This window comes from Nonomuraea sp. CX421 (assembly GCF_059358955.1).
The window spans coordinates 219,187-243,891 of the sequence record NZ_JCADBK010000010.1 but is presented as its reverse complement, the minus strand read 5'-3'; the positions used below and the strand labels follow the sequence as shown (position 1 = coordinate 243,891).

At 72.3% G+C, this 24,705-nt stretch carries 24 protein-coding genes; 15 read left to right on the top strand and 9 right to left on the bottom strand.

Annotated elements, in window-relative coordinates:
* The first annotated feature begins 219 nt into the window (after positions 1–219).
* Complete coding sequence (locus tag AC5L3X_RS20550) at positions 220–363, top strand: Rv1352/Rv1906c domain-containing protein (protein WP_494858832.1); 144 nt, start codon at positions 220–222, stop codon at positions 361–363.
* Here AC5L3X_RS20550 and AC5L3X_RS20545 read toward each other — a convergent pair.
* Positions 347–1,765 carry a WS/DGAT/MGAT family O-acyltransferase gene (locus AC5L3X_RS20545; RefSeq protein WP_494858831.1) on the bottom strand — a complete coding sequence of 473 codons (1,419 nt, stop codon included), beginning with the start codon at positions 1,763–1,765 and terminating at the stop codon, positions 347–349. The two genes, AC5L3X_RS20550 and AC5L3X_RS20545, sit on opposite strands and share 17 nt — an antisense overlap.
* 114 nt (positions 1,766–1,879) lie before the next feature.
* Between AC5L3X_RS20545 and AC5L3X_RS20540 the strand changes: the two genes are divergently transcribed.
* Entirely contained in the window at positions 1,880–3,070 is a 1,191-nt protein-coding gene (locus AC5L3X_RS20540) for a cysteine desulfurase-like protein (RefSeq protein WP_494858830.1), read from the top strand.
* Between the two features lie 113 nt (positions 3,071–3,183).
* Positions 3,184–4,155: a tyrosine-type recombinase/integrase gene (locus AC5L3X_RS20535; protein ID WP_494858829.1), complete on the top strand. Its 972-nt coding sequence runs from the start codon at positions 3,184–3,186 to the stop codon at positions 4,153–4,155.
* 101 nt (positions 4,156–4,256) lie between these two features.
* On the opposite strand, the gene AC5L3X_RS20530 is transcribed toward AC5L3X_RS20535, so the two are convergent.
* On the bottom strand, positions 4,257–4,856 hold the full coding sequence (locus tag AC5L3X_RS20530; RefSeq protein ID WP_494858827.1) for a TetR/AcrR family transcriptional regulator: 600 nt from the start codon (positions 4,854–4,856) through the stop codon (positions 4,257–4,259).
* A 66-nt stretch (positions 4,857–4,922) separates the two neighbouring features.
* Between AC5L3X_RS20530 and AC5L3X_RS20525 the strand changes: the two genes are divergently transcribed.
* A complete protein-coding gene (locus AC5L3X_RS20525; RefSeq protein ID WP_494858826.1) occupies positions 4,923–6,878 on the top strand; it encodes a HelD family protein in 1,956 nt (651 codons plus the stop codon).
* Positions 6,879–6,992: 114 nt separating this feature from the next.
* Positions 6,993–7,325: a hypothetical protein gene (locus AC5L3X_RS20520; protein ID WP_494858825.1), complete on the top strand. Its 333-nt coding sequence runs from the start codon at positions 6,993–6,995 to the stop codon at positions 7,323–7,325.
* A 62-nt stretch (positions 7,326–7,387) separates the two neighbouring features.
* Here the strand turns inward: AC5L3X_RS20520 and AC5L3X_RS20515 are convergent, their stop codons facing one another.
* The 4 genes from AC5L3X_RS20515 to AC5L3X_RS20500 are packed head-to-tail and all read right to left on the bottom strand — an operon-like array spanning position 7,388 to position 10,923.
* Positions 7,388–8,593, bottom strand: a complete 1,206-nt coding sequence (locus tag AC5L3X_RS20515) for an ABC transporter permease (RefSeq protein ID WP_494858824.1) — start codon at positions 8,591–8,593, stop codon at positions 7,388–7,390.
* Positions 8,583–9,332: an ABC transporter ATP-binding protein gene (locus AC5L3X_RS20510; RefSeq protein ID WP_494858823.1), complete on the bottom strand. Its 750-nt coding sequence runs from the start codon at positions 9,330–9,332 to the stop codon at positions 8,583–8,585. The genes AC5L3X_RS20515 and AC5L3X_RS20510 overlap by 11 nt, the downstream gene beginning before the upstream one ends.
* Entirely contained in the window at positions 9,329–10,387 is a 1,059-nt protein-coding gene (locus AC5L3X_RS20505; protein ID WP_494858822.1) for a peptidoglycan-binding protein, read from the bottom strand. Before AC5L3X_RS20505 ends, AC5L3X_RS20510 begins: the two co-directional genes overlap by 4 nt.
* Positions 10,384–10,923 (bottom strand): hypothetical protein, encoded by a 540-nt coding sequence (locus tag AC5L3X_RS20500; RefSeq protein WP_494858821.1) that lies wholly within the window; start codon positions 10,921–10,923, stop codon positions 10,384–10,386. Before AC5L3X_RS20500 ends, AC5L3X_RS20505 begins: the two co-directional genes overlap by 4 nt.
* 154 nt (positions 10,924–11,077) lie before the next feature.
* On the opposite strand from AC5L3X_RS20500, the gene AC5L3X_RS20495 reads away from it, so the two are divergent.
* The 5 genes from AC5L3X_RS20495 to AC5L3X_RS20475 all read left to right on the top strand — a co-directional run bounded on the left by AC5L3X_RS20495 (position 11,078) and on the right by AC5L3X_RS20475 (position 16,127).
* Entirely contained in the window at positions 11,078–11,731 is a 654-nt protein-coding gene (locus tag AC5L3X_RS20495) for a response regulator transcription factor (protein WP_494858820.1), read from the top strand.
* Complete coding sequence (locus AC5L3X_RS20490; protein ID WP_494858819.1) at positions 11,728–12,921, top strand: sensor histidine kinase; 1,194 nt, start codon at positions 11,728–11,730, stop codon at positions 12,919–12,921. The genes AC5L3X_RS20495 and AC5L3X_RS20490 overlap by 4 nt, the downstream gene beginning before the upstream one ends.
* A gap of 31 nt (positions 12,922–12,952) precedes the next feature.
* Positions 12,953–13,549: an NUDIX hydrolase gene (locus AC5L3X_RS20485; protein ID WP_494858818.1), complete on the top strand. Its 597-nt coding sequence runs from the start codon at positions 12,953–12,955 to the stop codon at positions 13,547–13,549.
* A gap of 249 nt (positions 13,550–13,798) precedes the next feature.
* Positions 13,799–14,461, top strand: coding sequence for a lysophospholipid acyltransferase family protein (locus AC5L3X_RS20480; RefSeq protein WP_189122839.1), 663 nt, complete (start codon positions 13,799–13,801; stop codon positions 14,459–14,461).
* Positions 14,462–14,552: 91 nt separating this feature from the next.
* Positions 14,553–16,127, top strand: coding sequence for a penicillin-binding transpeptidase domain-containing protein (locus AC5L3X_RS20475; RefSeq protein ID WP_494858817.1), 1,575 nt, complete (start codon positions 14,553–14,555; stop codon positions 16,125–16,127).
* Between the two features lie 81 nt (positions 16,128–16,208).
* Here AC5L3X_RS20475 and AC5L3X_RS20470 read toward each other — a convergent pair whose 3' ends face one another.
* Positions 16,209–16,481 carry a DUF3040 domain-containing protein gene (locus AC5L3X_RS20470; RefSeq protein WP_494858816.1) on the bottom strand — a complete coding sequence of 91 codons (273 nt, stop codon included), beginning with the start codon at positions 16,479–16,481 and terminating at the stop codon, positions 16,209–16,211.
* A 133-nt stretch (positions 16,482–16,614) separates the two neighbouring features.
* On the opposite strand from AC5L3X_RS20470, the gene AC5L3X_RS20465 reads away from it, so the two are divergent.
* The 3 genes from AC5L3X_RS20465 (at position 16,615) to AC5L3X_RS20455 (ending at position 20,385) form a co-directional block, all read left to right on the top strand.
* Positions 16,615–17,652, top strand: a complete 1,038-nt coding sequence (locus tag AC5L3X_RS20465) for an Rv2578c family radical SAM protein (RefSeq protein ID WP_494858815.1) — start codon at positions 16,615–16,617, stop codon at positions 17,650–17,652.
* A gap of 488 nt (positions 17,653–18,140) precedes the next feature.
* A complete protein-coding gene (locus tag AC5L3X_RS20460) occupies positions 18,141–19,433 on the top strand; it encodes a glycosyltransferase family 4 protein (protein WP_494858814.1) in 1,293 nt (430 codons plus the stop codon).
* 238 nt (positions 19,434–19,671) lie between these two features.
* Positions 19,672–20,385 carry an HNH endonuclease family protein gene (locus AC5L3X_RS20455; RefSeq protein ID WP_494858813.1) on the top strand — a complete coding sequence of 238 codons (714 nt, stop codon included), beginning with the start codon at positions 19,672–19,674 and terminating at the stop codon, positions 20,383–20,385.
* On the opposite strand, the gene AC5L3X_RS20450 is transcribed toward AC5L3X_RS20455, so the two are convergent.
* Positions 20,382–21,215, bottom strand: a complete 834-nt coding sequence (locus tag AC5L3X_RS20450) for a GDSL-type esterase/lipase family protein (RefSeq protein ID WP_494858811.1) — start codon at positions 21,213–21,215, stop codon at positions 20,382–20,384. The genes AC5L3X_RS20455 and AC5L3X_RS20450 overlap by 4 nt on opposite strands.
* A 216-nt stretch (positions 21,216–21,431) precedes the next feature.
* On the opposite strand from AC5L3X_RS20450, the gene AC5L3X_RS20445 reads away from it, so the two are divergent.
* Entirely contained in the window at positions 21,432–22,661 is a 1,230-nt protein-coding gene (locus AC5L3X_RS20445; RefSeq protein WP_494858810.1) for an isochorismate synthase, read from the top strand.
* 69 nt (positions 22,662–22,730) lie between these two features.
* Here AC5L3X_RS20445 and AC5L3X_RS20440 read toward each other — a convergent pair whose 3' ends face one another.
* A complete protein-coding gene (locus AC5L3X_RS20440) occupies positions 22,731–23,357 on the bottom strand; it encodes an IMPACT family protein (RefSeq protein WP_189122847.1) in 627 nt (208 codons plus the stop codon).
* A gap of 161 nt (positions 23,358–23,518) precedes the next feature.
* Between AC5L3X_RS20440 and AC5L3X_RS20435 the strand changes: the two genes are divergently transcribed.
* Positions 23,519–24,646 carry an epoxide hydrolase family protein gene (locus AC5L3X_RS20435; protein WP_494858807.1) on the top strand — a complete coding sequence of 376 codons (1,128 nt, stop codon included), beginning with the start codon at positions 23,519–23,521 and terminating at the stop codon, positions 24,644–24,646.
* Positions 24,647–24,705 lie beyond the last annotated feature (59 nt).

Here is a 24,705-nt window from a genome sequence, read left to right as displayed (position 1 = left end):
TCGCCGCCGACCTCGTCAAGCTCGAGAACCTCTGCTGCTTGGGACAAGACACCCTCCTCGCAGGCCTGCTCCTAAGCTACCCAACGGTTCGCGCTGCTCGGGTCGGACGAGATCACGATCTTCAGGCCGCGACGGCTGAGACCATCCTGACCGGCTTGTTCCCTCCGAGACGACCACCTACCCTCGCGCCCCCGCAGGGCCTGTCTCCACCGGGATCCGGTGGGCCCGGTTCCCACCGCCGGGCTGCCCGCCGACCTGATCGAGTCCGGCAAGACCTACGGTCCGGCGACGGTCACCGTCCACCCCACGGACCGCGGGTTCGCGACCGGCGGGTGCGAGGAGTGGGTCAAGGTTCCGCGTTGAGCAGTTCGTCGAGCGCGTCCCTCAGGTAGCCGGTCAGCTCCCAGGCGTCGGGCACCATGGCCCGGTCGGTGACGACGCCGATGTCGAGCGAGCCGTCGTAGGAGAAGGCGGTGATGTTCACCCCGCCGCTCACGTCGGTGATCACCGACACCGGGTAGTGGGCGAGCAGCCGGGCCCCGCACACGTACAACGGCAGCTGCGGCCCGGGCACGTTGGAGACGGCCACGTTGACGGGCGGCGCGGTCTGTCCGAGCAGCCCGAACGCCGACCTCGAGGCCAGCCCCATGAGCGCGGCCGGCATCGACTCGCTGAGCTCGCTCAGCCACGGCGCCGGGGCGAGCGCGAACCTCTCCTTGATCCGCCGCATGGCGTGGCTCACCTGGCGCAGCCGGGCGAGGGGATCGTCCAGGTGCACGCCCAGCGGCGCCGTCATGAACGACACCTGGTTGCCGGGGCCCTCGATCCCGGTGGCCCGCAGCGAGAACGGCACCCCGGCCACCAGCGGCCGGCGCGGAACGCCGCCGTGCGCGGCCAGCCAGAGGCGCAGGGCGCCGGCGCACACGGCCATGACGACGTCGTTGACCGTCACCTCGTGCGCCTTGCGGACCTGCTTGATCTCGCCCAGCGGCAGGGAGACGAACGCGAAGCGGCGGTGCCCGGAGACGGGCCCGCTGAACGGCGTCCGCGGCGCGGGCAGCGAGGGCAGCCCGGGCGCCCGTCCCGCCCCGGCCAGCCTGCGGGCCAGCCCGGACACCGTGCCGCTGCCCGGGATCCGGGACACGACGGGGATCTCGTCCAGGTGGGGCACCGCGCGGGCGGCGAACCGCACGGCCTGCGCCGGGTTGCCGGCGAGCCGGGCCAGACCGCGGGCGAGCATCTCCGCCAGCCCCGGCGGGGGCGGGTCGTGCTCGGGCGGCTCGGCGGGCGGCGGCCTGGGCACCGGGCCGGTGTCGAGCAGCGCGGCCAGCACGTCGGCGCCGCCGATCCCGTCGACGGCCGCGTGATGGATCTTGGTGTAGAGGCCCGTGTGCCCGCCGGCCAGGCCGTGGATCAGGTAGATCTCCCACAGCGGCCGGCCGCGGTCGAGGCGGCGGGAGTGCAGCCGGGAGACCTGCTCGGCCAGCTGCGCGTCGTCACCCGGCGACGGCAGGCCGAGCTCGCGCACGTGGTAGTCGAGGTCGAGATCGTCCTCCTGCGCCCAGTAGGGGTGGTCCAGGCCGAGCGGGACGTGGGCGAGCCTGCGGCGCAGCGCCGGCACGTACGGCAGCCGGGCCTCCAGCAGGGCCAGCAGGCCGGCACGGTCGAGCTCGCCTTCGACGATCCCCAGCCCCGCGATGTTGGCGATGTTGGTGGCCGTCTCGAACTGGAGGAACTGCGCGTCCAGGGCGGTCAGCTGCGGCATGACTCACACCTCCGACCCCGAACAAATCAGACTCCGCCCCCCACTTCAAGGAAACGGGCACGCGTGTCCTGCTTCACCTGATTGAGGACACGCCCCGTTGAGCATGAACGCATCATGCTCTTCCCTCTCGAAAACGTACGTTCCGCCTATCCCGCGCTGACCGACGGCTACGCCTACCTCGACGGTGCCGCCGGCACCCAGACTCCGCAGGCGGTGATCGACGCCATCTCCGGCGCCTACCGCACGGGCATCGGCAACGTCGGGGGCGCCTTCCCCGCCAGCCACCGCTCCGACGCGATCGTGGCCGGCTGCCGCGCCGCCGTCGCGGACCTGGTCGGCGGCCACCCCGGCGGCGTGATCCTCGGCCCCAACATGACGACCCTGACCTACCGGCTGTCGGCCGCCCTGGCCAAGGACTGGCGGCCGGGCGACGAGGTGGTGCTGTCGCGGCTGGACCACGACGCGAACGTCCGGCCGTGGACCCAGGTGGGCGCCACGGTCCGCTGGGCCGAGGTGGACCCGGTCACCGGCGAGCTGCCGGTGGAGCAGTACCGGGAGCTCATCGGCGAACGGACCCGCCTGGTGGCGGTGAGCGCCGCCAGCAACGTGCTCGGCACCCGCCCCGACGTGGCCGCGATCTGCGCGATCGCGCACGAGGCCGGCGCCCTGACGTACGTGGACGGGGTGCACGCCACCGCGCACGGCCCGGTCGACATGCGGGCGCTGGGCGCCGACTTCTACGCCACCAGCGCCTACAAGTGGTCCGGCCCGCACATCGGCGCGGTCGTGGCCGACCCCGCGTTGCTGGAGCGGATCAGGCCGGACAAGCTGGCCTCCTCGGTCGACACCGTCCCCGAGCGGTTCGAGCTCGGCACCGCGGCCTTCGCCGATCTCGCCGGGGTGACCGCCGCCGTGGATCACCTGGCCGCGATGGTGCCGGGCACGGGCAGCCGCCGCGAGCGGGTGCTGGCCTCGATGGCCGCGGCCGAGGCGCACGAGCTGGAGCTGTTCGCCGTGCTCGTCGAGGGGCTGGAGACGATGCCGCACGTCACCGTCTACGGCAAGCCCGCCAGGCGCACCGCGACCGCCTACTTCACGGTGGCCGGGCTGAGCCCCCAGGAGGTCGCCGAGCGGCTGGCCGCGGCCCGGGTCAACGTGTGGAACGGGCACAACTACGCCTGGGAGCTGACCGCCGCGCTGGGGGTCCGCGACGCGGGCAGCGCCGTGCGCGCGGGCCTGGTCCACTACAACGACCGTTCCGACGTCGACCGCCTCCTGGAGGGTGTGGCCGCCATGGGGCGTTGAGACCATGCGGCGGTGAGACCACGCACCTGTCAGGGCGGCTGACGAGGCGGTGAGAGCGTCCACCGCCGGACACGTCGAGGGGGTCGCGGCAGCGCGCCGTTAAGATCGGCGGGGTGAGCCTGCCCGCCGTGACCGATCTGGCGGCGCCGCCCGTCGAGCCGGCGCGCGACCCCTACCACGTCTACCTCGACTCGCTGACCAGTCCCGAGTCGCGCCGTACGATGCGCGGGTGCCTCGACCGGCTGGCCCGCCTGCTCACCGGCGACGAGACGGCCACGGGCGCGGGCCAGCCGTGGCATCTGCTGCGCTACGAGCACACCGTCCGCATCCGTACGATGCTGACCGATCAGGGGTGGTCCGCGGCGTACGTCAACAAGCATCTGGTGGCGCTGCGCCGGGTGCTGAAGGAGGCGTGGCGGCTCGGCCAGAGCAGCGCCGAGGACTACGCCCGCGCCTCGGACCTGGCTCCGGTGCGGCAGAGCCGGCTGCCCACCGGCCACCACGTGCCGCCCGAGGTGGTCGGCGCGGCCCTGGCGGCCTGCGACGACTCGGCGGCCGGGGTGCGCGACGCGGCGCTGATCGCGGTGCTCTACTCCACGGGCTGCCGCCGGGCCGAGGTCGGCGGGCTGGCGCTGGCCGACTACGACCCCGGTGCGCGCTCGCTGCGGGTGCGCGGCAAGCGCGACAAGGAGCGGATGGTCTACCTGACGGCCGACGCCATCGGGCTGGTCGAACGCTGGCTGGCGGTGCGGGGCAGCACGCCGGGCGCGCTGTTCAGCCCGATCAGCAAGGCGGGCCGGCTGCGGCTGCGTGACGGCCGGCCGGTGGGCCTGACCGGTCAGGGCATCGCCGACATCCTGGCGCGGCGGCTCGGCCAGGCGGGCGCGTCGCGGCGCACCGCGCACGACTTCCGCCGCACGTTCATCGGCGAGCTGCTCGACGCGGGCGTCGACCTGGCCACGGCCCAGGCGCTGGTCGGTCACTCCTCGCCGGCCACCACCGCCCGCTACGACCGCCGTCCCGAGCGCACCCGCCGCGAGGCCGTCGACCGCCTCCGGCTGCCACCGTCCCGCCCTCTCGCCTGATCACCTCCAGCCGCCGGATGTGTGATCGCCCTCTTGGGCCGTCCGGCCACCGGGCGAGTGAGCCGCCCCGTGGCTTCTCCGGCGGGCAGCCGGCTGAGCCGCTACCCCTTGAGCAGGGAGAAGGCGTGGTCGGCGGCGCGCACGGCTTCGGCCTCGACCTCGGCGAACGGGCGCCCGTCGGCGAGGGCCTGCCAGGTGCGCCGGGAGAGGACCCGTTGGACGGCGAGCACCTGCCCGGCCAGCAGGCGGGCGGTCAGCTCGTCGGTGGTCTGAGCCAGCGCCTCGGCGAGCGCCGCCTCGTCCTGCGACATGTAGTGGAACACCCGCGAGGCCAGGCTGGGCGTGAAGAAGACCATCCGGTGGTAGCCGAGCACCTCGGGGTGGTCGTTGAGCCCGGTGACGGGGTCGTGGCGGGCCAGGGCGTCGAGGAAGTGGCGGTGCAGCGCGGTCACCGGGTCCACCCCCGGGGCGCGCTCCCTGACCACCCGCGCGGCCTCGCCCTGGTGGTCGGCGATGCGGTGCAGGACGAGGTCCTCCTTGGTCGGGAAGTACTTGAACAGCGTCGGCTTGGACACCCGCGCGGCCGCGGCCACCTCCGTCACGGGCACCTCGTCGAAGCCGCGCTCCAGGAACAGCGAGATGGCCGCGGCCGAGATGGCCTCACGCACGCGCTGCCGTTGCAGTTGTCGCAGACCTGTCATGAGCCCACTCTAACAAAGTGTTAACCTGGTTAATCTCTTAACCGAGTTAACGATTTGGAGGGTGCCGTGGAAGGGCTCGAAGAGGAGCGGGCGTACGTCGAGCGGTGCCGGGCCGGGCTGCGCAGGATGCTCGACTCCGCACGCGACACGGTCATCGTCGGCGAGACCGTGGCCGGCGACCGCTACAGCGCCGAGCGGCTCGGACGCCATCTCAAGAGCCTGGCCAAGGAGCTGAGCGAGGAGCCGGAGGGCCCGCCGTTCTTCGGCAGGCTCGACTTCGGCCACGGCTCGGCCGAGCATCCGGGGCGCGCCTACCACATCGGCAGGCGGCACATCTCCGGCGAGCACGGCGCCCCGCCGGTCGTCGTCGACTGGCGGGCGCCCGTCTCGCGCGCCTTCTACCGGGCCAGCGCCGGCGACCCGCAGGACGTCGCGGTGCGCCGCCGGTTCGGCTGGTCCGGCGGCACGCTCACCTCTTTCGAGGACGAACGGCTCGCGCTCGGTGAGCAGGGCGAGAGCCGGATCCTGGCAGCCGAGATCGAACGTCCCCGCGTCGGCCCCATGCGCGACATCGTCGCCACCATCCAGCCCGAACAGGACGATCTGGTGCGCGCCGGCCTGGAGGAGTCGATCTGCGTGCAGGGCGCTCCCGGCACCGGCAAGACCGCCGTCGGCCTGCACCGGGCCGCCTACCTGCTCTACGCGCACCGGCAGCGGCTGCGACGCGGCGGCGTGCTGGTCCTGGGTCCCAACCGGGCCTTCCTCGGCTACATCTCGGCCGTGCTGCCCACCCTCGGCGAGGTCGACGTCGAGCAGACCACCCTGGAGGGGCTGCTGGGCGCCGTGCCCGTGACGGCGGCCGACACCCCGGCCGCCGCCGCCGTCAAGCACGACCCGCGGATGGCCGAGGTGCTGCGCGCGGCCCTGTTCCGCCGCGTCCGGCGGCCGGTCGAGCCCGTCGTGGTGACCGACGGCTCCTACCGGTGGCGGGTCGGCGAGAGCGAGCTGCGCCGTGTGGTCGACGACACCCGGCGCGAGGGCCTGCCGTACACGGTCGGGCGCGAACGCGTACGGGCCAGGGTGGTCTCGCTGGTCGAACGCCAGGCCGAGGCGCGCGGCCGGACGATCGACGCGGCCTGGACGCGCCGGGCCGGCCGGGCCGTCACTCCCTGCCTGGACGCCGTCTGGCCGGCCGTACGCCCCGAGGAGGTGCTGTTCGAGGTGCTGACCGGCAGCGCCGGCGACGGTGTCCTCACCCCCGGCGAGCGGGCCGCCATCACCTGGGCCCGCCCGCCGCGCACCTACAAGAGCGCCAAGTGGTCATCCGCCGACCTGGTGCTGCTCGACGAGATCGCCGGGCTGCTCGAACGGCCGCGCGGCTACGGCCACGTCATCGTCGACGAGGCGCAGGACCTGTCCCCGATGGAGTGCCGGGCGGTCGCCAGGCGCACCGAGTACGGCTCCGTCACGGTGCTGGGCGACCTGGCGCAGGGCACCACCCCCTGGGCCGCCGGATCCTGGGCCGCGGTGATGGAGCGGCTCGGCAAGCCGGAGGCCCGGTTCGTGGCGTTGACCACGGGCTTCCGGGTGCCCGGCGCGGTGGTCCGGCTGGCCAACCGGCTGCTGGCCACGCTCGACGCCGACGTGCCCGCTACCCGCTCCTACCGCTCCGACGGGCGGCTGCGCGTCACCCGTGTGACCGGCCTGGAGCGGGGTGTCGTCGCGGCGGCTCGCGACGCCCTGACCTTCGAGGGATCGGTCGGCGTGATCGCGGCCGACTCCGACGCCGAGTCGCTGACGGCCGCGCTGTGGGACGCCGGCCTCGACGTGAATGACCGGCTCAGTGTGCTGCCCGCCTCGCTGGCCAACGGGCTGGAGTACGACCACGTGGTGGTGGCCGAGCCCGCCGCGATCGCCGAGGCCGAGCCGCGCGGGCTCAACCGGCTGTACGTGGCGCTCACCCGGGCGGTCTCCCGGCTGGACGTGGTGCACGCCCGGCCGCTGCCCCGGGGGCTTTCCTGACCGCGACGGAGGGCCTTTGCCGCATACGGTCGACATGGGGAGTAATTTCGGTATGTGATGTGAATCACGCGTGGAACGGGCCGCCACTTGGTGCGTTTCGAGAGGAGACAGATCATGACCTCCCCACAGAACCCGCCCACAGGCGACGATCCCCGAGCCGGCGACCCTCAGTGGTCGCAGGCGCCGCCACCGCCGCCTCCGGCCTACGACTCGCCCTACCCGCAGCCGCAGGCCCGGTCGGCACCTGTCCTGTCGATCATCGCGTTCGTCTGCGCGGCGGTGGCCCTGCTGTTCATCCCCATCCTGTTCGGCCTGGCCGGGATCGTGCTGGGCATCGTCGGTCACACCCGGGGCGAGTCCCTGGGCAGGTGGGCCGCCATCACCTCCGGCGTGACGATGATCCTCGGCATGGTCCTCGGCTGGCTCGTGGTCAGCAACATGACGTGATGCCGTACGCCGCCCTGGCCGGAGTCCCGGGCAGGGCGGCAGGGAGCGGCGAGCCGTACGGATCAGGTGGTCGTCAGGGCCACCGTCGGTGACAGGCGCGCGGCGCGCATCGCCGGGTAGATCCCGGCGACGGTGCCGATGAGCAGGGTCGCGCCGATGGCCCCGCCGATGGCCCAGGGCGGCACCACGGGCGGCCAGTCGCGCGCCAGCGCGTAGCCGGTGGTGGCCAGCGCCCCGAAGACCGAGCCGACGACGCCGCCCAGCGCCGACAGCAGCAGCGACTCCGACAGGAACTGGACGCGCACCTGCCCCCGCGTGGCGCCCAGCGAGCGGCGCAGCCCGATCTCCCTGCGCCGCTCCAGCACGGAGATCACCATCGTGTTGGCCACGCCGACCCCGCCGACCAGCAGCGCGACCGCGCCCAGCCCGAGCAGCAGGTTCGTGAACGCGCCCGCGGCCGCCGCCTTGGCGGCCAGCGCGTCCGACGGCCGGCTGACCGTGACCTCCTCCGGGTTCGCCGGGTTGACCGTGCGCGGCAGCACCGCCCGCACCGCCTCCACGGCCTCGTCGGCCGACCGCTCGTAGATCGTCGTGGGATGCCCGTCGAAGCCGAGGAACTCCTCCGCCGCGGGGAAGCCGACCAGCGCCGACCGCTCGATCTCCGGCGCCAGCGGCATCGGGCCGAGGATGCCGATGACGGTGAACCACCGCCCGCCCATCCACACCTGGACCCCGGCGCGGGCCAGGCCGAGCCGCCGGGCGGACTCGGCGCCGAGGACGACGGCGGGCCGGCGTTCGGTGGCGGCGTTCAGCCAGGCGCCCTTCACCACCGCGCCCTCCAGCGTGGCGAGCAGGCCGGTGGTGGTGGCCTGGACGGCGATGCCGCCGGTGACGGCCTCGGGGATGTGCCGGGTGCGCCGGACGGTGGCGTCCGTCCCGCCGGTGGCGGCGGCGGTGCGGACCGGGCCGATGCGCTCGACCATGGCCAGCGCGCCGATGGGCAGCTTGGCCTCCTCGCCGAACATGGTCTGGCCGGGCGCGACGGTCAGCAGGTTGGTGCCGAGCCGGTCGAGCTGGCGCAGCAGCTGCTCGCGGGAGGAGGACGAGATGCCGATCACCGCGATCATGGTGGCGATGCCGATCGCGATGCCCAGTGCCGACAGCACCACCCGGGTGGGACGCGCGCGCAGCCCGGACGCCCCGACCCGCAGCACGTCGGCGACGGCGAGCCGGGCGGGCGCCGGCCCCCGCTGACGTTCACGCTTCACGACCGCCCCCCTCACCGATCGGGACACCGGCCTCAGCACGGACCTCAGCGCCCATCTCGGCGCCCATCTCGGCGACGATGCGGCCGTCGCGGACGCGGACCTGGCGCGGGCACCAGGCGGCGATCTCGGTGTCATGGGTGATGATCGCGATCGTGGTGCCGGCCGCGTGCAGCTCGCCCAGGATGGCGAGCACCTCGGTGCCGGAGGCCGAGTCCAGGTTGCCGGTGGGCTCGTCGGCCAGCAGCAGGGGCGGGTCCCCGGCGACCGCGCGGGCGACCGCGACCCGCTGCTGCTCGCCCCCGGACAGCTGGGACGGCCGGTGGGTCAGCCGGTGGCCGAGTCCGACCCGTTCCAGCGCCGCGGCGGCGCGCTCGCGGCGGGCGCGCCGTCCGGTGCCCGTGTAGAGCAGCCCGTCGGCCACGTTGTCCAGCGCGCTGACGCCGGGGGCCAGGTGGAACTGCTGGAAGACGAAGCCCAGATGGCGGGCGCGCAACGCGGACAGCTCACGGTCGGACAGCCCCGCGACGTCGTACCCGGCGATCCGTACGGTGCCGCCGCTGGGCCGGTCCAGGGTGCCGATCATGTGCAGCATGGTGGACTTGCCGGACCCCGACGGCCCGACGATGGCCAGCAGCTCACCCGGCTCCACGGTCAGATCCACCCCGCGCAGGGCGTGCACCCGCCCCGGATACACCTTCGACACCCCGCGCAGCTCCACGACGGGGCAGGGACCGTTCATGAGGCGGGCACCCCGACCTTCATGCCCTCGGCCAGCCCGTCGCCCTCGATCTCGACCAGCCCGCCGCCGAACGCGCCGGTCTTCACGGACACGATCCGGGTGGCGGCGCCTTCGACCACCTCGACGCCGAAGCCGCCCTCGCGCAGCGCGAGCAGCGCCTCCACGGGCACCGCCAGCACGTTCTCGTGCCGCTCGCTCTGCATCTCGACCTCCACGGGAGCCTGATCGAGCCTGGTCTTGGGGGGTTCGGCCAGCGTGATGTCCACGTCGACGGTGGTGGTGCCGTCCCGCTCGTCGCCGGAGCTCTCGGCCACGGTGCCCACCGAGGTGATGGTCCCGGAGGCCCGCTCGCCGCCGGGCAGTTCGACGGTCACCTTGGCGCCCCGGCGGGCCATGGCCTGGTCGCCGGTGCCGAGGTCGACGTGCACCAGCCGCCGGACGCCGCTGACCGTGAGGACCGGCCGTCCGGGGCCGGCCTTGCCCCCGACCTCCGCCTTGACGTCGGTCACCCGGGCCACCCCGGGCAGGAAGACCACCTGCGCGGCGTCCACCCGGCCGGTCTCCGGCAGGCCCCGGTCGTCCTGCCAGCGCTGGACCGCCAGGTGGGTGGCGTAGCTGAAGTGGTCGTCCACCGTCAGGTACTCGCCGTAGCCGAGCGCCTTGAGGTTGCGCTCCAGCTGCTTCACGTCCGGGCCGTCGGGGACGCCCTGCCGCAGCTCCCGGTAGAGCGGCAGCTTGCCGTACATGAGGACGACCGGTTTCCGGTCGACCCTGAGCAGCGGGCGCCCGCGGCGGATGAGCGCGCCCTGCGCGGGCACCCAGGTGACCGTGCCGGCGGCGTCGGTGCCCACCTCGCGTTCACCGGAGTAGGTGAGCGAGCCGTCGACCGTCTTGGTGTCCACCAGGTCCTGCCGGGTGATCTGCGCCGTGGCCGGGACGCCCGGCGTGGCGGGCTCCGCCGAGCCGGTGCCGGTCTCGCCGAGCAGGACCATCCCCGTCCAGGCCGCGGCGGCGGCCAGCAGGCCGCCGCCGGCCAGGGTGAGGCTTCTCCTCATCGCGGGCCACCGCCGAGGTCGAACTCCTTGCACGCCTCGTGGGCCGCGTTGAGCTTCTCCTCCGGTGTTCCGGCCGGGATGTCGATCTTGAACTTGCCGTCGGAGCTCGGGTCCTCCATGTGGATGCCGTGCTCGCGCATGCACTGGGCGAACTTGAGCGCCCGGTCCTGCGTCTTCTGGTCAGGCCTGCCCATGCGGTCGCCGATGGCGGCGTCCATGAAGTGCTTGCACGCCTGCTGGGCCTCCTCGACCTGCTGCTCCATCCCCTTCTTCATCTTGATCCTGATGGCGCCGTCGGGCTCGGGGTCGTCCATGGGGACGCCGTGCTCGCGCATGCACTGGGCGAACTTGAGCTGGGCCTCCCTCGGATCGGTGGGCGCCGAGGCGCCGCCCGTCGCCGTGGCGGCCGTCGAGGCCGTGGGCGTGGCGGAGCCGCTGGCCGCGCTGGCCACCCCGTCCTGCTTCGCGGGAGCACCGCCGCACGCGGCCAGCGCCAGGATCAGGGGCAACGCGGCCAGTACCGGTCGGACGTTCATGACTGTCACTCCTTCGCGCCGCGGGTCGTTCGCCCGGGGCGCGATGCACACTTCACCGGTGCTGGTGCTAAACGCAGATAAGCCGGTGATCTCCTTATTCGCGGCTAACACCTGATCCGCCACGCTCGACAGCGGACCGGGAAAGGGGTGGCCGATGCGGGTGCTCGTCGTGGAGGACGAGGAGGAGCTGGCCGACGCCGTCGCGCGGGGCCTGCGGCTGCACGCCATGGCGGTCGACGTCGTGTACGACGGGCAGGAGGCGCTGGCGCTGGCCGGCTACGTCGACTACGACGTCGTCGTCCTGGACCGCGACCTGCCCGAGGTGCACGGCGACGACGTGTGCGCCGAGCTGGCATGCGCCGCGCCGGCCAGCCGGATCCTCATGCTGACGGCGGCCGGGCGGGTGAGCGAGCGGGTCGGCGGGCTGTCGCTGGGCGCGGACGACTATCTGGTCAAGCCGTTCGTGTTCGCCGAACTGGTGGCCCGGATCCGGACGCTGGCCCGCCGTTCTCCCCGGGCGCGGCCGGCCGTGCTGGAGCGGGCCGGGATCAGGCTCGACCCCGGCCGCCGCACGGTGACCCGCGACGGGCGGCAGATCACCCTGAACCGCAAGGAGTTCGACGTGCTGCGTGAGCTGCTGCGCGCCGACGGCGGCCTGGTCGCCTCGGCGGAGCTGCGCAGGAGCGCGTGGGACGAGTACGCCGACCCCGCCAGCGGCGTGCTGCGCGTCACCCTCACCTCGCTGCGCAAGAAGCTCGGCGCACCCACGGTGATCGAGAACGTGCCCGGCCGCGGATACCGCCTGTGAGACGCGTCGCGCCGCCGTGGAAGAGGCTGGGCCTGCGGATGCGGCTCACCCTCCTGTACGGCGGCCTGTTCTTCGTGGCCGGCTCGCTGCTGCTGTGGTCGACCTACCTGCTGACCGGGCGGGCACTCAACGAGCGGTTCGCGGTCAAGTCGACGGTGATCGGCCCGGCGGCCACTCCGGGAGCCGGCGGCTCGCCCCTCCAGCACGACGTCATGTTCCGGCGGCTGGAGACGGACGTCAGACAGCGGGCCGACGGCGTGCTCGACGAGATGCTGCGCTCCTCCGTGGTCATCATGATGCTGATCGGGATCGTGGCGGTGGTCCTGGGCTATCTCGTGGCCGACCGGGCGCTGCGCCCCCTCGACCGGGTGACCGACACGGCGCGGCGGCTGTCGGAGAGCACGCTGCACGAGCGGATCGCGCTGAACGGCCCGCCGGACGAGGTCAAACGGCTGGCCGACACGTTCGACGCGATGCTGGACCGGCTGCACCGGGTGTTCGACGGTCAGCGGCGGTTCATCGCCAACGCCTCCCACGAGCTGCGCACCCCGCTGGCGATCAACCGTACGGTGCTGGAGGTGTCGCTGGAGGAACCCGAGGCGTCGCCGGACCTGAAGGCGCTGGCGCGGGCGCTGCTGGGCACCAACGCCCGCTACGAACGGCTCATCGAGGGGCTGCTGCTGCTGGCCGAGTCGGAGCAGGAGCTCGCCGTGCGCCGGACCGTCGACGCCGAGCAGGTCGTACGGGCCGCGCTGGAACAACTCGACCCGCATCCCCGCAGGCGGCGGCTCACCCTGCGCGACGACCTGCGGCCGGCCCTCGTCGTGGGCGACCCGCTGCTGCTGGAGCGGTGCGTGTTCAACCTGCTGGAGAACGCGGTCAAGTACAACGTGCGCGACGGCGAGGTGACGGTGAGCCTGCGCCTGGACGGCGACGACGCGATCCTGACCGTGGACAACACCGGCCATCCCATCCCGGCGTACGAGGTGGAAAATCTGTTCGAGCCGTTCCGGCGGCTGCAGGGCGACCGGGTGCGGTCGGCGCGCGGCTCCGGGCTCGGCCTGTCGATCGTGCGCGCGATCGTCGACGCGCACGGCGGCGCGGTCACCGCCCGGGCGCGCCCGGCGGGCGGGCTGAGCGTCACCGTACGGCTGCCGGGGGCCGGGCGCGATGGGGTGACCGTGTCCTGAGCTGCGAGCGGGCGCGTGAGAGGCTGGGCGGGTGCTTCCCCCGATCGACGAGCTGCGCGAGCTGATCAGCGCCCACCTGTCCGCCTTCGACCGCAGGCAGGTGCCGCCCGCCGAGGGGGTCCGCCGCGCCGCCGTCACCGTGTGCGTGCTCGAGGACCCCGATCGCCGGCCCTACACGATCCTCATCAGGCGCGCGCCGCACGGCCGCAACCCCGGGCAGTGGGCGCTGCCCGGGGGCAGGCTCGACGACGGCGAGCAGCCGGTCGAGGCGGCGCTGCGGGAGCTGGCGGAGGAGACCGCGGTCACCGGGGTCGAGGTGGCGGGGCTGCTCGACGACTTCGTCACCGACTCGGGGTTCGTCATCACGCCGGTGGTGGCCTTCGGCGGCAGGCAGCGACCGGTGCCCGACCCGCGCGAGGTGGCGTCGGTGCACGACGTGCCGCTGGAGTGGTTCCTGGCGCCGGGGGTGCCGCGCTGGCGGGGCGAGCTGCTGCAGATGCCGCTCGGGCCGTCGATCGTCATCCACGCGCCCACCGGGGCGATTTTGTGGCAGTTCGCCGAGGTCGCGTTGCGTGGCCGTGAGCTGCGGGTCTTCGACGTGGTCCAGCCGCACTGGACCAGAACGTGACCGATTCTTTGGGGCAGGTGGAATACGCCCTGCCGGATGTCCGTTAGAGTCGAATGGCCGATGTGGTCTGTGTCCCCCGGGCCGCAAATTACCGCCTTCACGGAATACCGTTCGGCTGGAGCCGTGTTGTGCATCTCGCCGAGGAGGCGACCGCCACATCGGCCTTAACGTGTTTTTTGTAGGCGCTCCGGTCCCAGCCGGGGCGCCTGCTTTATGGTGGGGTGGCCGACCAACGATCATCAGGAGCGCATGTTGCTGTACCAAGTGGTCAAGTTCGCCGCCACGCCGCTCGCGCATGTGATGTGCCGCCCGCACATCTCCGGCGCGACGCACGTGCCTCGGACGGGGCCGGCCATCCTGGCCGCCAACCACCTCTCGGTGCTCGACTCGTTCCTGCTTCCCGCGCTGTTGCCACGCCACGTCACGTTCGCCGCCAAGAACGAGTACTTCTCCGGCAACCCGGTCTCCGGCTGGTTCATGCGGCTCGGTGGCAGCCTGCCCACCGACCGCGACAGCGCGCACGCCGCGCAGTCGATGCTGGACGCCGCCGCCGACCTGCTGGAGCGGGGTGAGCTGTTCGGCATCCATCCCGAAGGCACCCGCTCCCCCGACGGCCGCCTCTACCGCGGCAAGATCGGCGTGGCCTGGCTGGCGCTCAAGACCGGTGCGCCGGTGCTGCCGGTCGCGCTCTCCGGCACCGAGAAGGTGCTGCCCGTGGGCGCCAAGGTGCCCCGCCCGGCCAGCATCGGCATCCGCATCGGCGCGCCGCTGACGTTCAAGGGCGACCACGCCAACGCTCGCGACCGCCGGCGCGTCACCGACGAGATCATGTCGGCGATCCAGAAGGAGTCCGGGCAGGAGTACGTGCCCACCTACGCCGCCAGCTTCAAAGCCGCCAGCGGCATGTCCTGATTCGTCCCCGCTAAGCTCGGGGACCCATCCGAGGAAACGCTGCCGACGACCAGGGGGCTGACCAGTGGCGCGTGGCCGCACCATCGCAATCGTGTCCGGCGTCTCCCTGCTGGTGGCGGGCGCCGCCGGCGGGGGCGCCTACTACCTGCTGCACACCCGGGGCACTCCCGCCGAGACCGCGCAGCGGTTCGCCGCCGCCTGGCAGGCCGGTGACAAGCCGGCCATGACCGCCGAGCTCGCCACCCCTCAGCCGCTGACCGCCTACGACCAGATGCGCACCGGCCTGGGCGTCGAGTCGACCACCGTCGAGCTCGGCCAGGTGAGCCCGGGCGACGACCGGGCCACCGTCCCCTACACCGCCACCGTCAAGCTGAAGAACGTCGGCGAGTGGACCTACCAGGGGAGGCTCGACCTGACCGTGGCCGACCGCGCCTGGAAGGTCGCCTGGACACCCGCGACCCTGCACCCGTCGCTGACCTCGGGCGCGTCGTTCGCGCTGAAGACGCGCTGGCCGGACCGGGCCGAGATCACCGACGCCGGCGGCGAGCGCATCGACACCGGCGCCGCCGGCGGGTCGGTCCAGCAGCTCGTCGGCTACCTGGACAAGGCGACCAAGAAGGACGTGGGCAAGCTCGGCGCCGCCTACAAGACCGGCCAGGCGGTCGGGCGCGGCGGGCTGCAGGAGACCTTCGAGAAGCGGCTGGCCGGCACTCCGACCACCGAGATCCAGGCCGGCGGCAAGACGCTCGCGACCATCGACGGCACCGACGGCGAACCCGTGCGCACCACCCTCGACGCCGCCACCCAGGCCGCCGCGGTCGCCGCCGTCAAGGACGTCGACAAGCCCACCTCCCTGGTCGCCATCAGACCCAGCACGGGCGAGATCCTGTCCGTGGTCAACAACCAGGGCGGCTTCAACCGGGCGCTGGACGGCCGCTACCCGCCCGGGTCGACGTTCAAGGCCGTCACCGCCATCGGGCTGCTGGCCGCCGGGCTGTCGCCCAAGGACACAGTCACCTGCCCGCAGTACGCGACCGTGGGCGGCCTGAAGATCCGCAACTCCGAGAAGGAGCACTTCGGGTCGCTGTCCTTCCTCGACTCCTTCGCCCACTCGTGCAACACCACGTTCGCCCCGCTGGCCAAGCAGCACCTCGGCGCCGCCAAGCTGCTGGAGACGGCCGAGCAGGTCGGCTTCAACCAGCCGCTGAACATCGGCGTGCCCGCCACCAAGGCGAGCTTCCCCCGCGCCCAGTCCGACGCCGAGCTGGCCGCCGAGGCGTTCGGGCAGGCCCGGATCACCGCCAGCCCGCTCTCGATGGCGTCGGTCGCCGCGGCCATCGCCGACGGCACCTGGCGGCCGCCCACCCTGGTGCCCGACCTGAAGCAGAAGGCCGGCGAGCAACCGCTGCCCGACGGGGTCAAGTCGGGGCTGCACGCCATGATGGCCGCCGTCGTCACCAAGGGCACCGCCAAGTCCGCCGGCCTGCCGGCCGGCACCCGTGGCAAGACGGGCACCGCCGAGTACGGCACCGGCGAGAAGCTCGACTCGCACGCCTGGTTCATGGGCTTCAAGGGTGACGTCGCGTTCGCGGTCGTGGTGGAAGGCGGCGGCGGGGGCGGCAAGGTGGCCGCCCCCATCGCGGCCGCCTTCCTCCGCGGCCTCTGACGCCTCACCGCGTCCCCTTCGACCTCGGGGCGGCCATGACTCGGGCCGGACGAGCGGCGGCACGCAGGGTGATGACGGTCGTCAGAGGGACGCGGTCAGGGTGGCCGCCTCGTGCTGAAGAACCATGATCAGGAGTGTGGCGACCAAGGTCGCGATGAGCAGCCAGCTGATCAGGATGATGATCGTGGAGCGGCGCGGCCCTCGCCTGCCGCCACCGTCGGCGCCGTCCCTGGCCTCGCTGCGGCGCACTCGCTCGTTGAACGACTCCAGCCGGGCGACGAGCCGGGGGTCGTCATCGACCAGATGCCGCTCGATCTGCGCGAGCATCCGCTCCTCATCCTGCGACCAGGCCATAGACGCACCTCCGGAACGCAAGCTCTGTCCGGGTTTCCTGCCCAACCCTGAAGATCATTAGCCCCCGCCTGGGCAGGTAATTGCCGTCACTTTGCGTTTGCGATCATCGTCGAACCTTTGTTCTAATCATGGGATGCGCTGGGACAACCTGCGCCTGACCGCCACCGGCGGCCAGGCCGATCCGGCCGTGCCGCTGTTCTCCGGCGGCGCGGTCACCCGCACCTTCGACACCCCCGAGTTCAGGGGCATGACCTTCTACGAGATCCGGGCTCGCTCGATCATCAACCGGGTTCCGGCGGCCAGCCAGGTCCCGTTCACCCATACGATCAACCCCTACCGGGGCTGCGGGCACCGGTGCGTCTACTGCTTCGCCCGCAAATCGCACGAATACCTCGACCTCGACGCCGGAGCCGACTTCGACTCCAAGATCGTCGTCAAGGTCAACGCGGCCGAGCTCGCCCGCAGGGAGCTCGCCGCGCCACGCTGGCAGGGCGGCCACGTGGCGATGGGCACCAACGTCGACTGTTACCAGCGCGCCGAGGGCCGCTACCGTCTGATGCGCGGCATCCTGGCCGCGCTGCGCGACGCCGCCAACCCGTTCTCCATCCTCACCAAGGGCACCCTCATCCTGCGCGACCTCGACCTGCTCACCGAGGCGGCCGAGGTCACCGAGGTCGGCGCCAACGTGTCGGCGGGCTTCCTCGCCCCCGACGTCTGGCGCGCGGTCGAGCCCGGCACCCCCGCCCCGCACCGGCGGCTGGAGGTGTGCGCCACGCTCAACGACCACGGCATCGGCTGCGGTGTGCTGATGGCGCCGATCCTGCCCTACCTCACCGACTCCCCCGCCCAGTTGGCGCGCACGGTCAGGGAGATCGCCGCGTCCGGCGCCACCCACATCGCGCCGATCGTGCTGCACCTGCGCCCTGGGGCGCGCGAGTGGTGGCTGGCGTGGCTCGCGCGCGAGCACCCACGACTGGTGCCGCGCTATCTCGAGCTGTACGGCAGAGGCGCCTACGCGCCCAAGGCCTACCAGGAGCGCGTCACGGGCCAGGTCAAGGAGCTGGCCGCGCGCCACGGCGTCGGCCGGGCGTCCCCGGCCCGGGCCAGGCGGCTGCCGTCCCGGCCCGCCGGTCGACAGCAGCCCCAGCCGCAACAACTGACCCTGCTGTGACATTTCGGAGTGGTTATTGATGCTATGTCGGGTTTCAGTGTCAAACGGGTATTAAGCGGCTTAGTGTGCCGATCGGCACAAGAATCCACACGGGGGAAACCATGTCCGAGATCAAGAAGAAACCGTCCGCCAAGTCCGGCAAGGCCAAGAAGCAGGCGATGAAGGCGGATCGCCAGGCCAAGGAGATCAAGAAGGAAACCAGGAAGCCCGACGAGGCGTGACCCGGTGACATGACCGGACGGCCGGGCCGGCGTCCCGGCCGTCCGGTTCACCTATTCGTCCCATGCCCGCCCGCACGTGGGCCCCGCGTCAGTCGCACATGCAACCTTAAGACCCTTTATGGCGTCTAATGATCATAGGTGGGGATAGCGCCACGGGGACTGACGGCGCACTCCATCTGAGCCAATACGAAAGCGCCGGTGGCGAGAACGTCTCGCCACCGGCCATGTGTGTTGTTGACACTCTCGCGACAAGGAGGGATCCCACAGGTGCGCGCACTGGCACGCAAGGGCAAGTCAGCGATGGTCCGGCTGTACAGGGGATACAACCGGCGCAAGAAGCGCGGCGCGCCGCCTCCGTCGATCGACCGGATCCACATCCTCCTCCTGCACGCCAACGGCATGGGCGGCACGATCAGGACCGTGTTCAACGTCGCCGGCTACCTGGCACGTGAGCACGACGTCGAGATCGTCAGTGTGCTGCGGGAGGCCGAGGAGCCGTTCTTTCCCGTCGATCCGCGGGTCAAGTTCCGATATCTGGACGACCGGGTCAATCCGGGGCTCGACCCGATGCGCGCGATGCTGTCCAAACTGCCCAGCAAGCTGATCCCCCCGGACGAGTCGGCGTACCATCGCTTCAACCTGTGGACCGACCTCAAGCTGGCCCGCTACATCCGCTCGCTCGACACCGGCGTGCTCATGGCCACCCGGCCGGGGCTCAACCTCGTCATGGCCCAGTTAGCCCTGCCCGGTGTCATCACCATCGGCCAGGAGCACGTCGCCCTGCGCACGCAGCCCGACTCCATGCAGGCGCTCATCAAGTGGCGCTACCGCCGCCTCGACGCGCTCGTCACCCTCACCAAGGCCGACCAGCGCGACTACCGCGCCACCCTGACCAAGAAGCCCAGGAAACTGGCCCGCATCCCCAACGCCGTGCCGCCGCTGAGCGGCGACGTCGCCAAACTCGACGCCAAGGTCGTCATCGCCGTCGGCAGGCTGACCCGGCTCAAGGGCTTCCACCGGCTCATCACCGCCTGGGAGGAGGTCGCCCGGGCCCATCCCGACTGGAAGCTGCGCATCTTCGGCGCCGGCCCCCAGGAGGACAACCTGCGCGCCCAGATCACCGAGGCGGGGCTCGACGGCGTGGTCGAGCTGCCGGGAGCCACCTCCGACGTCGGCGCCGAGCTGGAGAAGGCCTCCATCTTCGTGCTCAGCTCCCGCCACGAGGGCTTCCCCATGACCATCCTCGAAGCCATGGCCAAGGGGCTCGCGATCGTCAGCTTCAACAGCCCCCACGGCCCCAAGGAAATGATCACGCACGAGTCCGACGGGCTGCTGGTCAAGCCGCGCACCAACGCCAACCTCGCCGCCGCCATCCTGCGGGTCATCGAGGACGAGCCGCTGCGCCGCAGACTCGCCGCGGGTGGCGTGGAGACCGCGCGCCTCTACGACGCCGACGTCATCGGCGCCCAGTGGGAGGCGCTGCTGGGCGAGCTGCTCGCCCGCCGCGACGGCACCTGGGTCAAACCCCCGGCCCGTCCGGCTTCACAGGTCCGGCCATGACGCCGGCCGGCGAGCCGTAGACCGTGATCGGCGTCCTCGGCCGCCCCTGAGCGGCGCGGCGGCCATCGGCCGCCCGCCGCCGTCATCCCCGGCCGTTCCTTCACCGACCGGAACGTCCTTCACCGACCGGAACGGCCACATCCTCCTCTCCGCGCCGCCCGCAAGGCCTTACCGTGTCAAAGCAGACCAGGCTGGGGAAATCCTCTCTAGAGAACCTCCCTCACCCCCGGAGGCGTGCTTGAGCACCAAGGACGCGGTCGCCATCCTGGCGGGAGCCGCACTCGTCGCAGCACTCCTCGGCTCCGGCACCTCCAGCCCCGCCACGGCGGCCAGCCCGCTCGGCAACGCCAGCGGCACCCTGCCCGGCCTGGCGCCCATCACCACCGCCGCCGACAAGGCCACCGCCCGCCGGCTCATCCAGCGGTTACGCGTCAAGGGCCGCGGCCCCACCACCGGCTACGCCCGCACCCGCTACGGCGCCAACTGGGCCGACGACGCCACCGGAGTCCCCTACGCCCGCAACGGCTGCCGTACCCGCGACGACCTGCTCGCCCGCGACGGACAGGACATCAGATACCGCGACGGCTCGCGCTGCGTGGTCGTCTCGATGCGCCTGGCCGACCCCTACACCGGCCGGACCATCCACTGGCACAAGGACCGCGCCGACGAGGTCCAGGTCGACCACGTGGTGCCGCTCGGCTACGGCTGGCGCATGGGCGCCCCCCGCTGGCCCATGTCCAAACGCCTCGACTTCGCCAACGACCCGCTCAACCTGCTGCCGGTCGACGGCGCGGCCAACGAGCAGAAGGACGCCTCCGGCCCGGCCGGCTGGCTCCCGCCGCAACGCCGCGTCCGCTGCGCCTACGTCACCCGCTTCGCGCAGGTCGCGCTCAAGTACGGCCTGCCCGTGACCAGGGCCGACAAGACCACCATGCTCGCCCAGTGCCGCTAACGCGGATCCAGCCAGTCGAACCCTCGCCTGAACGTCTGCTCCGCCAGCACCCGCTGCCCCGCGGAGTTCGGATGGAAGTAGTCCCACCGGCTGACCTGGTCCAGCGTGAAGCGGTAGGAGAACACCGAGCCCCCGTCCGTACGGCAGGACTCCCCCAGGGACGCGCAGGCCGCGGCCGCCTCCCGGTTGTAGGCCATCACCCGCTCCCGCACCCGCGCCCGCCGCTCCACGTCCGCCCGCTTGACCGACGTCGGCTCGGCCAGCATCGCCGGGCAGATCCGCCCCAGCGCCCAGAACGTGCGCGCGATCGCGTTGCCCTTGCCCACCTGCCACAGCCGCCGCAGGTCGGGGATGCTCGACACGAACACCCGCACCCCCGGCACCCCGTCGCGCAACGCCGTCAACGCCTGGTCCAGCCGCTGCCGGTAGACGGCCACCGGCGTCATCTCCCGTTCGGTGCGCACGCAAGCGTCCTGCGCGCCGATCAGCACCGTCACGTAGCCGGGCTTGAGATCGATGGCCCGCCGCACCTGTCCCATCAGGTCGGCGCTGGTCGCACCCGGCGCCGCCAGGTTGTCGTTGTGCCCCTTGATGTCGCGGTCCAGCCGCAGCAGCCGCAGGTAGTGGCTGGAGACGTCGGGGTTGTCACCGGCGGACCACGAACGTGAGGTGCACGACACGTACCAGCCGCACGCGTTGAAGCCCGACGAGATGGAATCACCCAGGGCCACCATCCTCGCCGGCACCGGAGGGACCGACGTGGCCTGCGCCGCTCCGGAACCGAGAACCACCACCACAGCGCCGAGCAACGGCGACAGACGACCGATCATGAGCTCAAGGTAGGGAGCCGGTCAACGGCACACCATGACCTGACGGCAAGGACTGCCATCTCAGGACCGACTTCATATCGCGGCTTGACAGTGCCGCCCCGGCCGCGTGCGCCCAAAACCCCCCTGGACGCGCACCTTTCCCCGTCGAACGACCGTAACCAGTCATTAGCCGGGGCCCCAGTCGAACGTGTTCAGTTCACGCATAGAGTGTCTCGGGTGAGTGTCGCGCTCGGAACCACCCGCCCACTACCGGTTCGCACCACCCCCGTAGGTGACCCGGGTGACCTGCTGGCGTCCCTGCCGAGGTCCGCGCCCTACGCGTGGATCAGGCACGGCGAGGGGCTCGTGGGCTGGGGAGAGGCCGCCCGTGTCGCGGTGCCTCCCGGCCCCCACCGGTTCGCCTGGGCCCGCGAGTGGCTCGCGGACATCCTCGGCGAGGCCCACGTCGACGACGCCGTCAACACTCCCGGCTCCGGTCCCGTCGCCTTCGGCAGTTTCACCTTCGACGAGAGTTCTCCCGGCTCCGTGCTCACCGTCCCGCAGGCGATCCTCGCCCGCCGCGGCGGCCGCGCCTGGCTCACCACCATCGGTGACACGCCCCTGGAGACCTTCACCCCGATCCGCGATCCCGGCCACATCCGCTACGGCGACGGCAGCCTGACCGCTCCCGAGTGGGAGCACGTGGTGGCCCGCGCCGCCGCGCGCATCCGCGGCGGCGAGCTGGAGAAGGTCGTCCTCGCCCGCGACCTGCTCGCCACGGCCGAGCACCCCATCGACATCCGCCTGCTCCTCACCCGGCTGGCGCACCGCTACCCCGACTGCTACACGTTCTCCGTCGCCGGTCTCGTCGGCGCCACCCCCGAGCTGCTCATCCGCCGCACCGGCCAGGAGATCGAGTCGCTCGTCCTGGCCGGCACCACCCCGCGCGGCAGCAGCGCCGCCGACGACCTCGCCCGGGGCGCGGCCCTGTTCGCCTCCGAGAAGGACCGCCACGAGCACGAGTGCGCCATCGCCTCCGTGCGCCAGACCCTGGCGCCGCTCTGCGCCTCCCTGCACACCCCCGACGAGCCCGAGCTGCTGGTCCTGCCCAACGTCCAGCACCTGGCCAGCCACGTCGTCGGCCGCCTGGCCGACGGGGCCTCCGTCCTCGACGTCGTCGCCGCCATGCATCCCACGGCCGCCGTCGGCGGCACCCCCACCTCCACCGCCATCGACGTCATCCGCGAGCTCGAGGGCATGGACCGCGCCGGCTACGCCGGGCCCGTCGGCTGGATCGACGCCCACGGCGACGGCGAGTGGGGCATCGCGCTGCGTTCCGGCCTCATCAGCGGCAGACGCGCCCGGCTTTTCGCCGGCGGCGGCATCATGGGCAACTCCGACCCGGCGTCCGAGCTGGCCGAGGCCCAGGCGAAGTTCCGGGTCATGCAGTACGCGCTCGAAGGCTGATCCCGCGAAGGCTGATCCCGCGAAGGCTGATCCCGCGGAGGCTGATCCCGCGGAGGCTGGCCCCGCCGGTCACACGGGCTCGGGCACATGGATGTCGGCGGCGACCACGACCGTGGCCCGGCCTGAGGTCAGGGTCGCCACCCAGTCCGCGAAGGCGCCGAGCTCGGCGTCGGCGACCGCGACCGAGAAGTCCACGGCCTGGCCGTAGCCGACGTCGTGGACGGGGTGACGGGAGGCGCGCAGGTCGTTCTCCACCCGGCCGGCCTGGTCGTGGGCCACCGAGACGCGCACCAGCTTGGCCGGGACCATCCGCACCGGGTCGGCCCGGTCCAGGGTCTCGGTCACCGCCGAGCCGTAGGCCCGCACCAGGCCGCCCGCTCCGAGCAGGGTGCCGCCGAAGTAGCGGGTGACCACCGCCACCACGTCGTCGTACCCCCTGCCCAGCAGGGCCTGGACCATCGGCGTGCCGGCGGTGCCGCCCGGCTCGCCGTCGTCGTCGCCCTTCCGCAGGCGCTGCCCGATCAGGTAGGCCGTGCAGTTGTGGGTGGCGCCCGGGTGCAGGCGGCGGCGCTCGGCGATGAACGCCGCCGCCTCCTCGACGGTCCGGGCGGGCGCCACCGCGCAGATGAAACGTGACCGCCGCGCCTCCGTCTCGTGCTCGACGCTGGTGGTGAGGGTGAGGAACGGGGCGGCCATGCCCCACAAGCTACCGCCTTTACAGCGTAGATCAACAGTGGGGGCTATGTGATCGCCCGCGCCGCACCGAGCCTCAGGCTCCGGTTCTCGGAACCGGTTTGTCCGTACGAAACGTATGCTGTACGGTACAGCGTACCGAACCGAGCTGGAGGAATACCCCCTTGACTGCGAACGACATCCGGCCCTTCCGCTTCGAAGCCTCCCCGAGCGAGCTCGACGACCTGCGGGACCGGCTCGACCGGGTGCGCTGGCCGGACGAGGTGCCCGGCCTCGGCTGGCGCCACGGCGTCCCGCTCGCCCATCTCAAGGAGCTGGTCCACCACTGGCGCACCGGCTACGACTGGCACCGCGCTTACGCCGAGCTCGACCGGTACGACCAGTTCGTCACCGAGATCGACGGCCAGAGCATCCACTTCCTGCACGTCCGCTCCGCTCGCCGGGACGCGCTGCCACTGCTCATCACGCACGGCTGGCCCAGCTCCCCCGTCGAGTACCTCGACGTGATCGGCCCGCTCAGCGAGGACTTCCATCTGGTCATCCCGTCGCTGCCCGGCTACGGCCTGTCCGGCCCCACCCGCGAGTTCGGCTGGGGCTCGACCCGCGTCGCCAGAGCCTGGCTGGAGCTGATGACCAGGCTCGGCTACGACCGCTTCGGCACCCAGGGCGGCGACTGGGGCACCTGGATCTCCCGCGAGGTCGGCGTGCTCGCCCCCGAACGCGTCGTCGGCATGCACGGCAACGGCATCATCTGCTTCCCCATCGGCGCCCCCGGCGAGCTCGACGACCTCTCCGAGGTCGAACAGGACCGGATGGCCTTCCGCGAGCGCTACCTCACCGAGCAGTACGGCTACAAGCTCATCCAGTCGGCCCGGCCGCAGACCTTCGCCTACGGGATGGCCGACTCCCCCGTCGCGCTGCTCGCCTGGTTCGCCGGAGTCTTCCACGAGTGGAGCGACGACGCCGTGGACACCGACCGGCTGCTCACCACCGTCATGCTCTACTGGCTCACCAACACCGCCGGCTCGGCCGCCCGCTCCTTCGTCGAGACCCCCGACACCGACCAGGACACCAGCGTCGAGTGGGAGCTCAAACCGGCCACCGTGCCCACGTCCATCTCGGTGTTCCCCAAGGACATCCTGCGGCCGATCCGCCGCTTCGCCGAGCGCGACAACAACATCGTCGGCTGGGTGGAGCACGAGCACGGCGGCACGTTCGCCGCCCTGGAACAGCCCGCCGCCTTCGTCACCGACGTCCGCGCGTTCTTCACGTCCCTGAAGTCACGTCCCTGAAGTCACGTCCCTGAAGTCACGTCCCTGAAGTCACGTCCCTGAAGTCACGTCCCTGAAGT

What these genes read in the sequence shown, in the direction of transcription:
- AC5L3X_RS20450 (WP_494858811.1), bottom strand. Translation starts at nt 21,215, where the DNA reads ATGATCGGTCGTCTGTCGCCGTTGCTCGGCGCTGTGGTGGTGGTTCTC.
- AC5L3X_RS20480 (WP_189122839.1), top strand. Translation starts at nt 13,799, where the DNA reads ATGTTGCTGTACCAAGTGGTCAAGTTCGCCGCCACGCCGCTCGCGCAT.
- AC5L3X_RS20520 (WP_494858825.1), top strand. Translation starts at nt 6,993, where the DNA reads ATGACCTCCCCACAGAACCCGCCCACAGGCGACGATCCCCGAGCCGGC.
- AC5L3X_RS20510 (WP_494858823.1), bottom strand. Translation starts at nt 9,332, where the DNA reads ATGAACGGTCCCTGCCCCGTCGTGGAGCTGCGCGGGGTGTCGAAGGTG.
- AC5L3X_RS20505 (WP_494858822.1), bottom strand. Translation starts at nt 10,387, where the DNA reads ATGAGGAGAAGCCTCACCCTGGCCGGCGGCGGCCTGCTGGCCGCCGCC.
- AC5L3X_RS20545 (WP_494858831.1), bottom strand. Translation starts at nt 1,765, where the DNA reads ATGCCGCAGCTGACCGCCCTGGACGCGCAGTTCCTCCAGTTCGAGACG.
- AC5L3X_RS20495 (WP_494858820.1), top strand. Translation starts at nt 11,078, where the DNA reads ATGCGGGTGCTCGTCGTGGAGGACGAGGAGGAGCTGGCCGACGCCGTC.
- AC5L3X_RS20500 (WP_494858821.1), bottom strand. Translation starts at nt 10,923, where the DNA reads ATGAACGTCCGACCGGTACTGGCCGCGTTGCCCCTGATCCTGGCGCTG.
- AC5L3X_RS20465 (WP_494858815.1), top strand. Translation starts at nt 16,615, where the DNA reads ATGCGCTGGGACAACCTGCGCCTGACCGCCACCGGCGGCCAGGCCGAT.
- AC5L3X_RS20540 (WP_494858830.1), top strand. Translation starts at nt 1,880, where the DNA reads ATGCTCTTCCCTCTCGAAAACGTACGTTCCGCCTATCCCGCGCTGACC.
- AC5L3X_RS20470 (WP_494858816.1), bottom strand. Translation starts at nt 16,481, where the DNA reads ATGGCCTGGTCGCAGGATGAGGAGCGGATGCTCGCGCAGATCGAGCGG.
- AC5L3X_RS20530 (WP_494858827.1), bottom strand. Translation starts at nt 4,856, where the DNA reads ATGACAGGTCTGCGACAACTGCAACGGCAGCGCGTGCGTGAGGCCATC.
- AC5L3X_RS20440 (WP_189122847.1), bottom strand. Translation starts at nt 23,357, where the DNA reads ATGGCCGCCCCGTTCCTCACCCTCACCACCAGCGTCGAGCACGAGACG.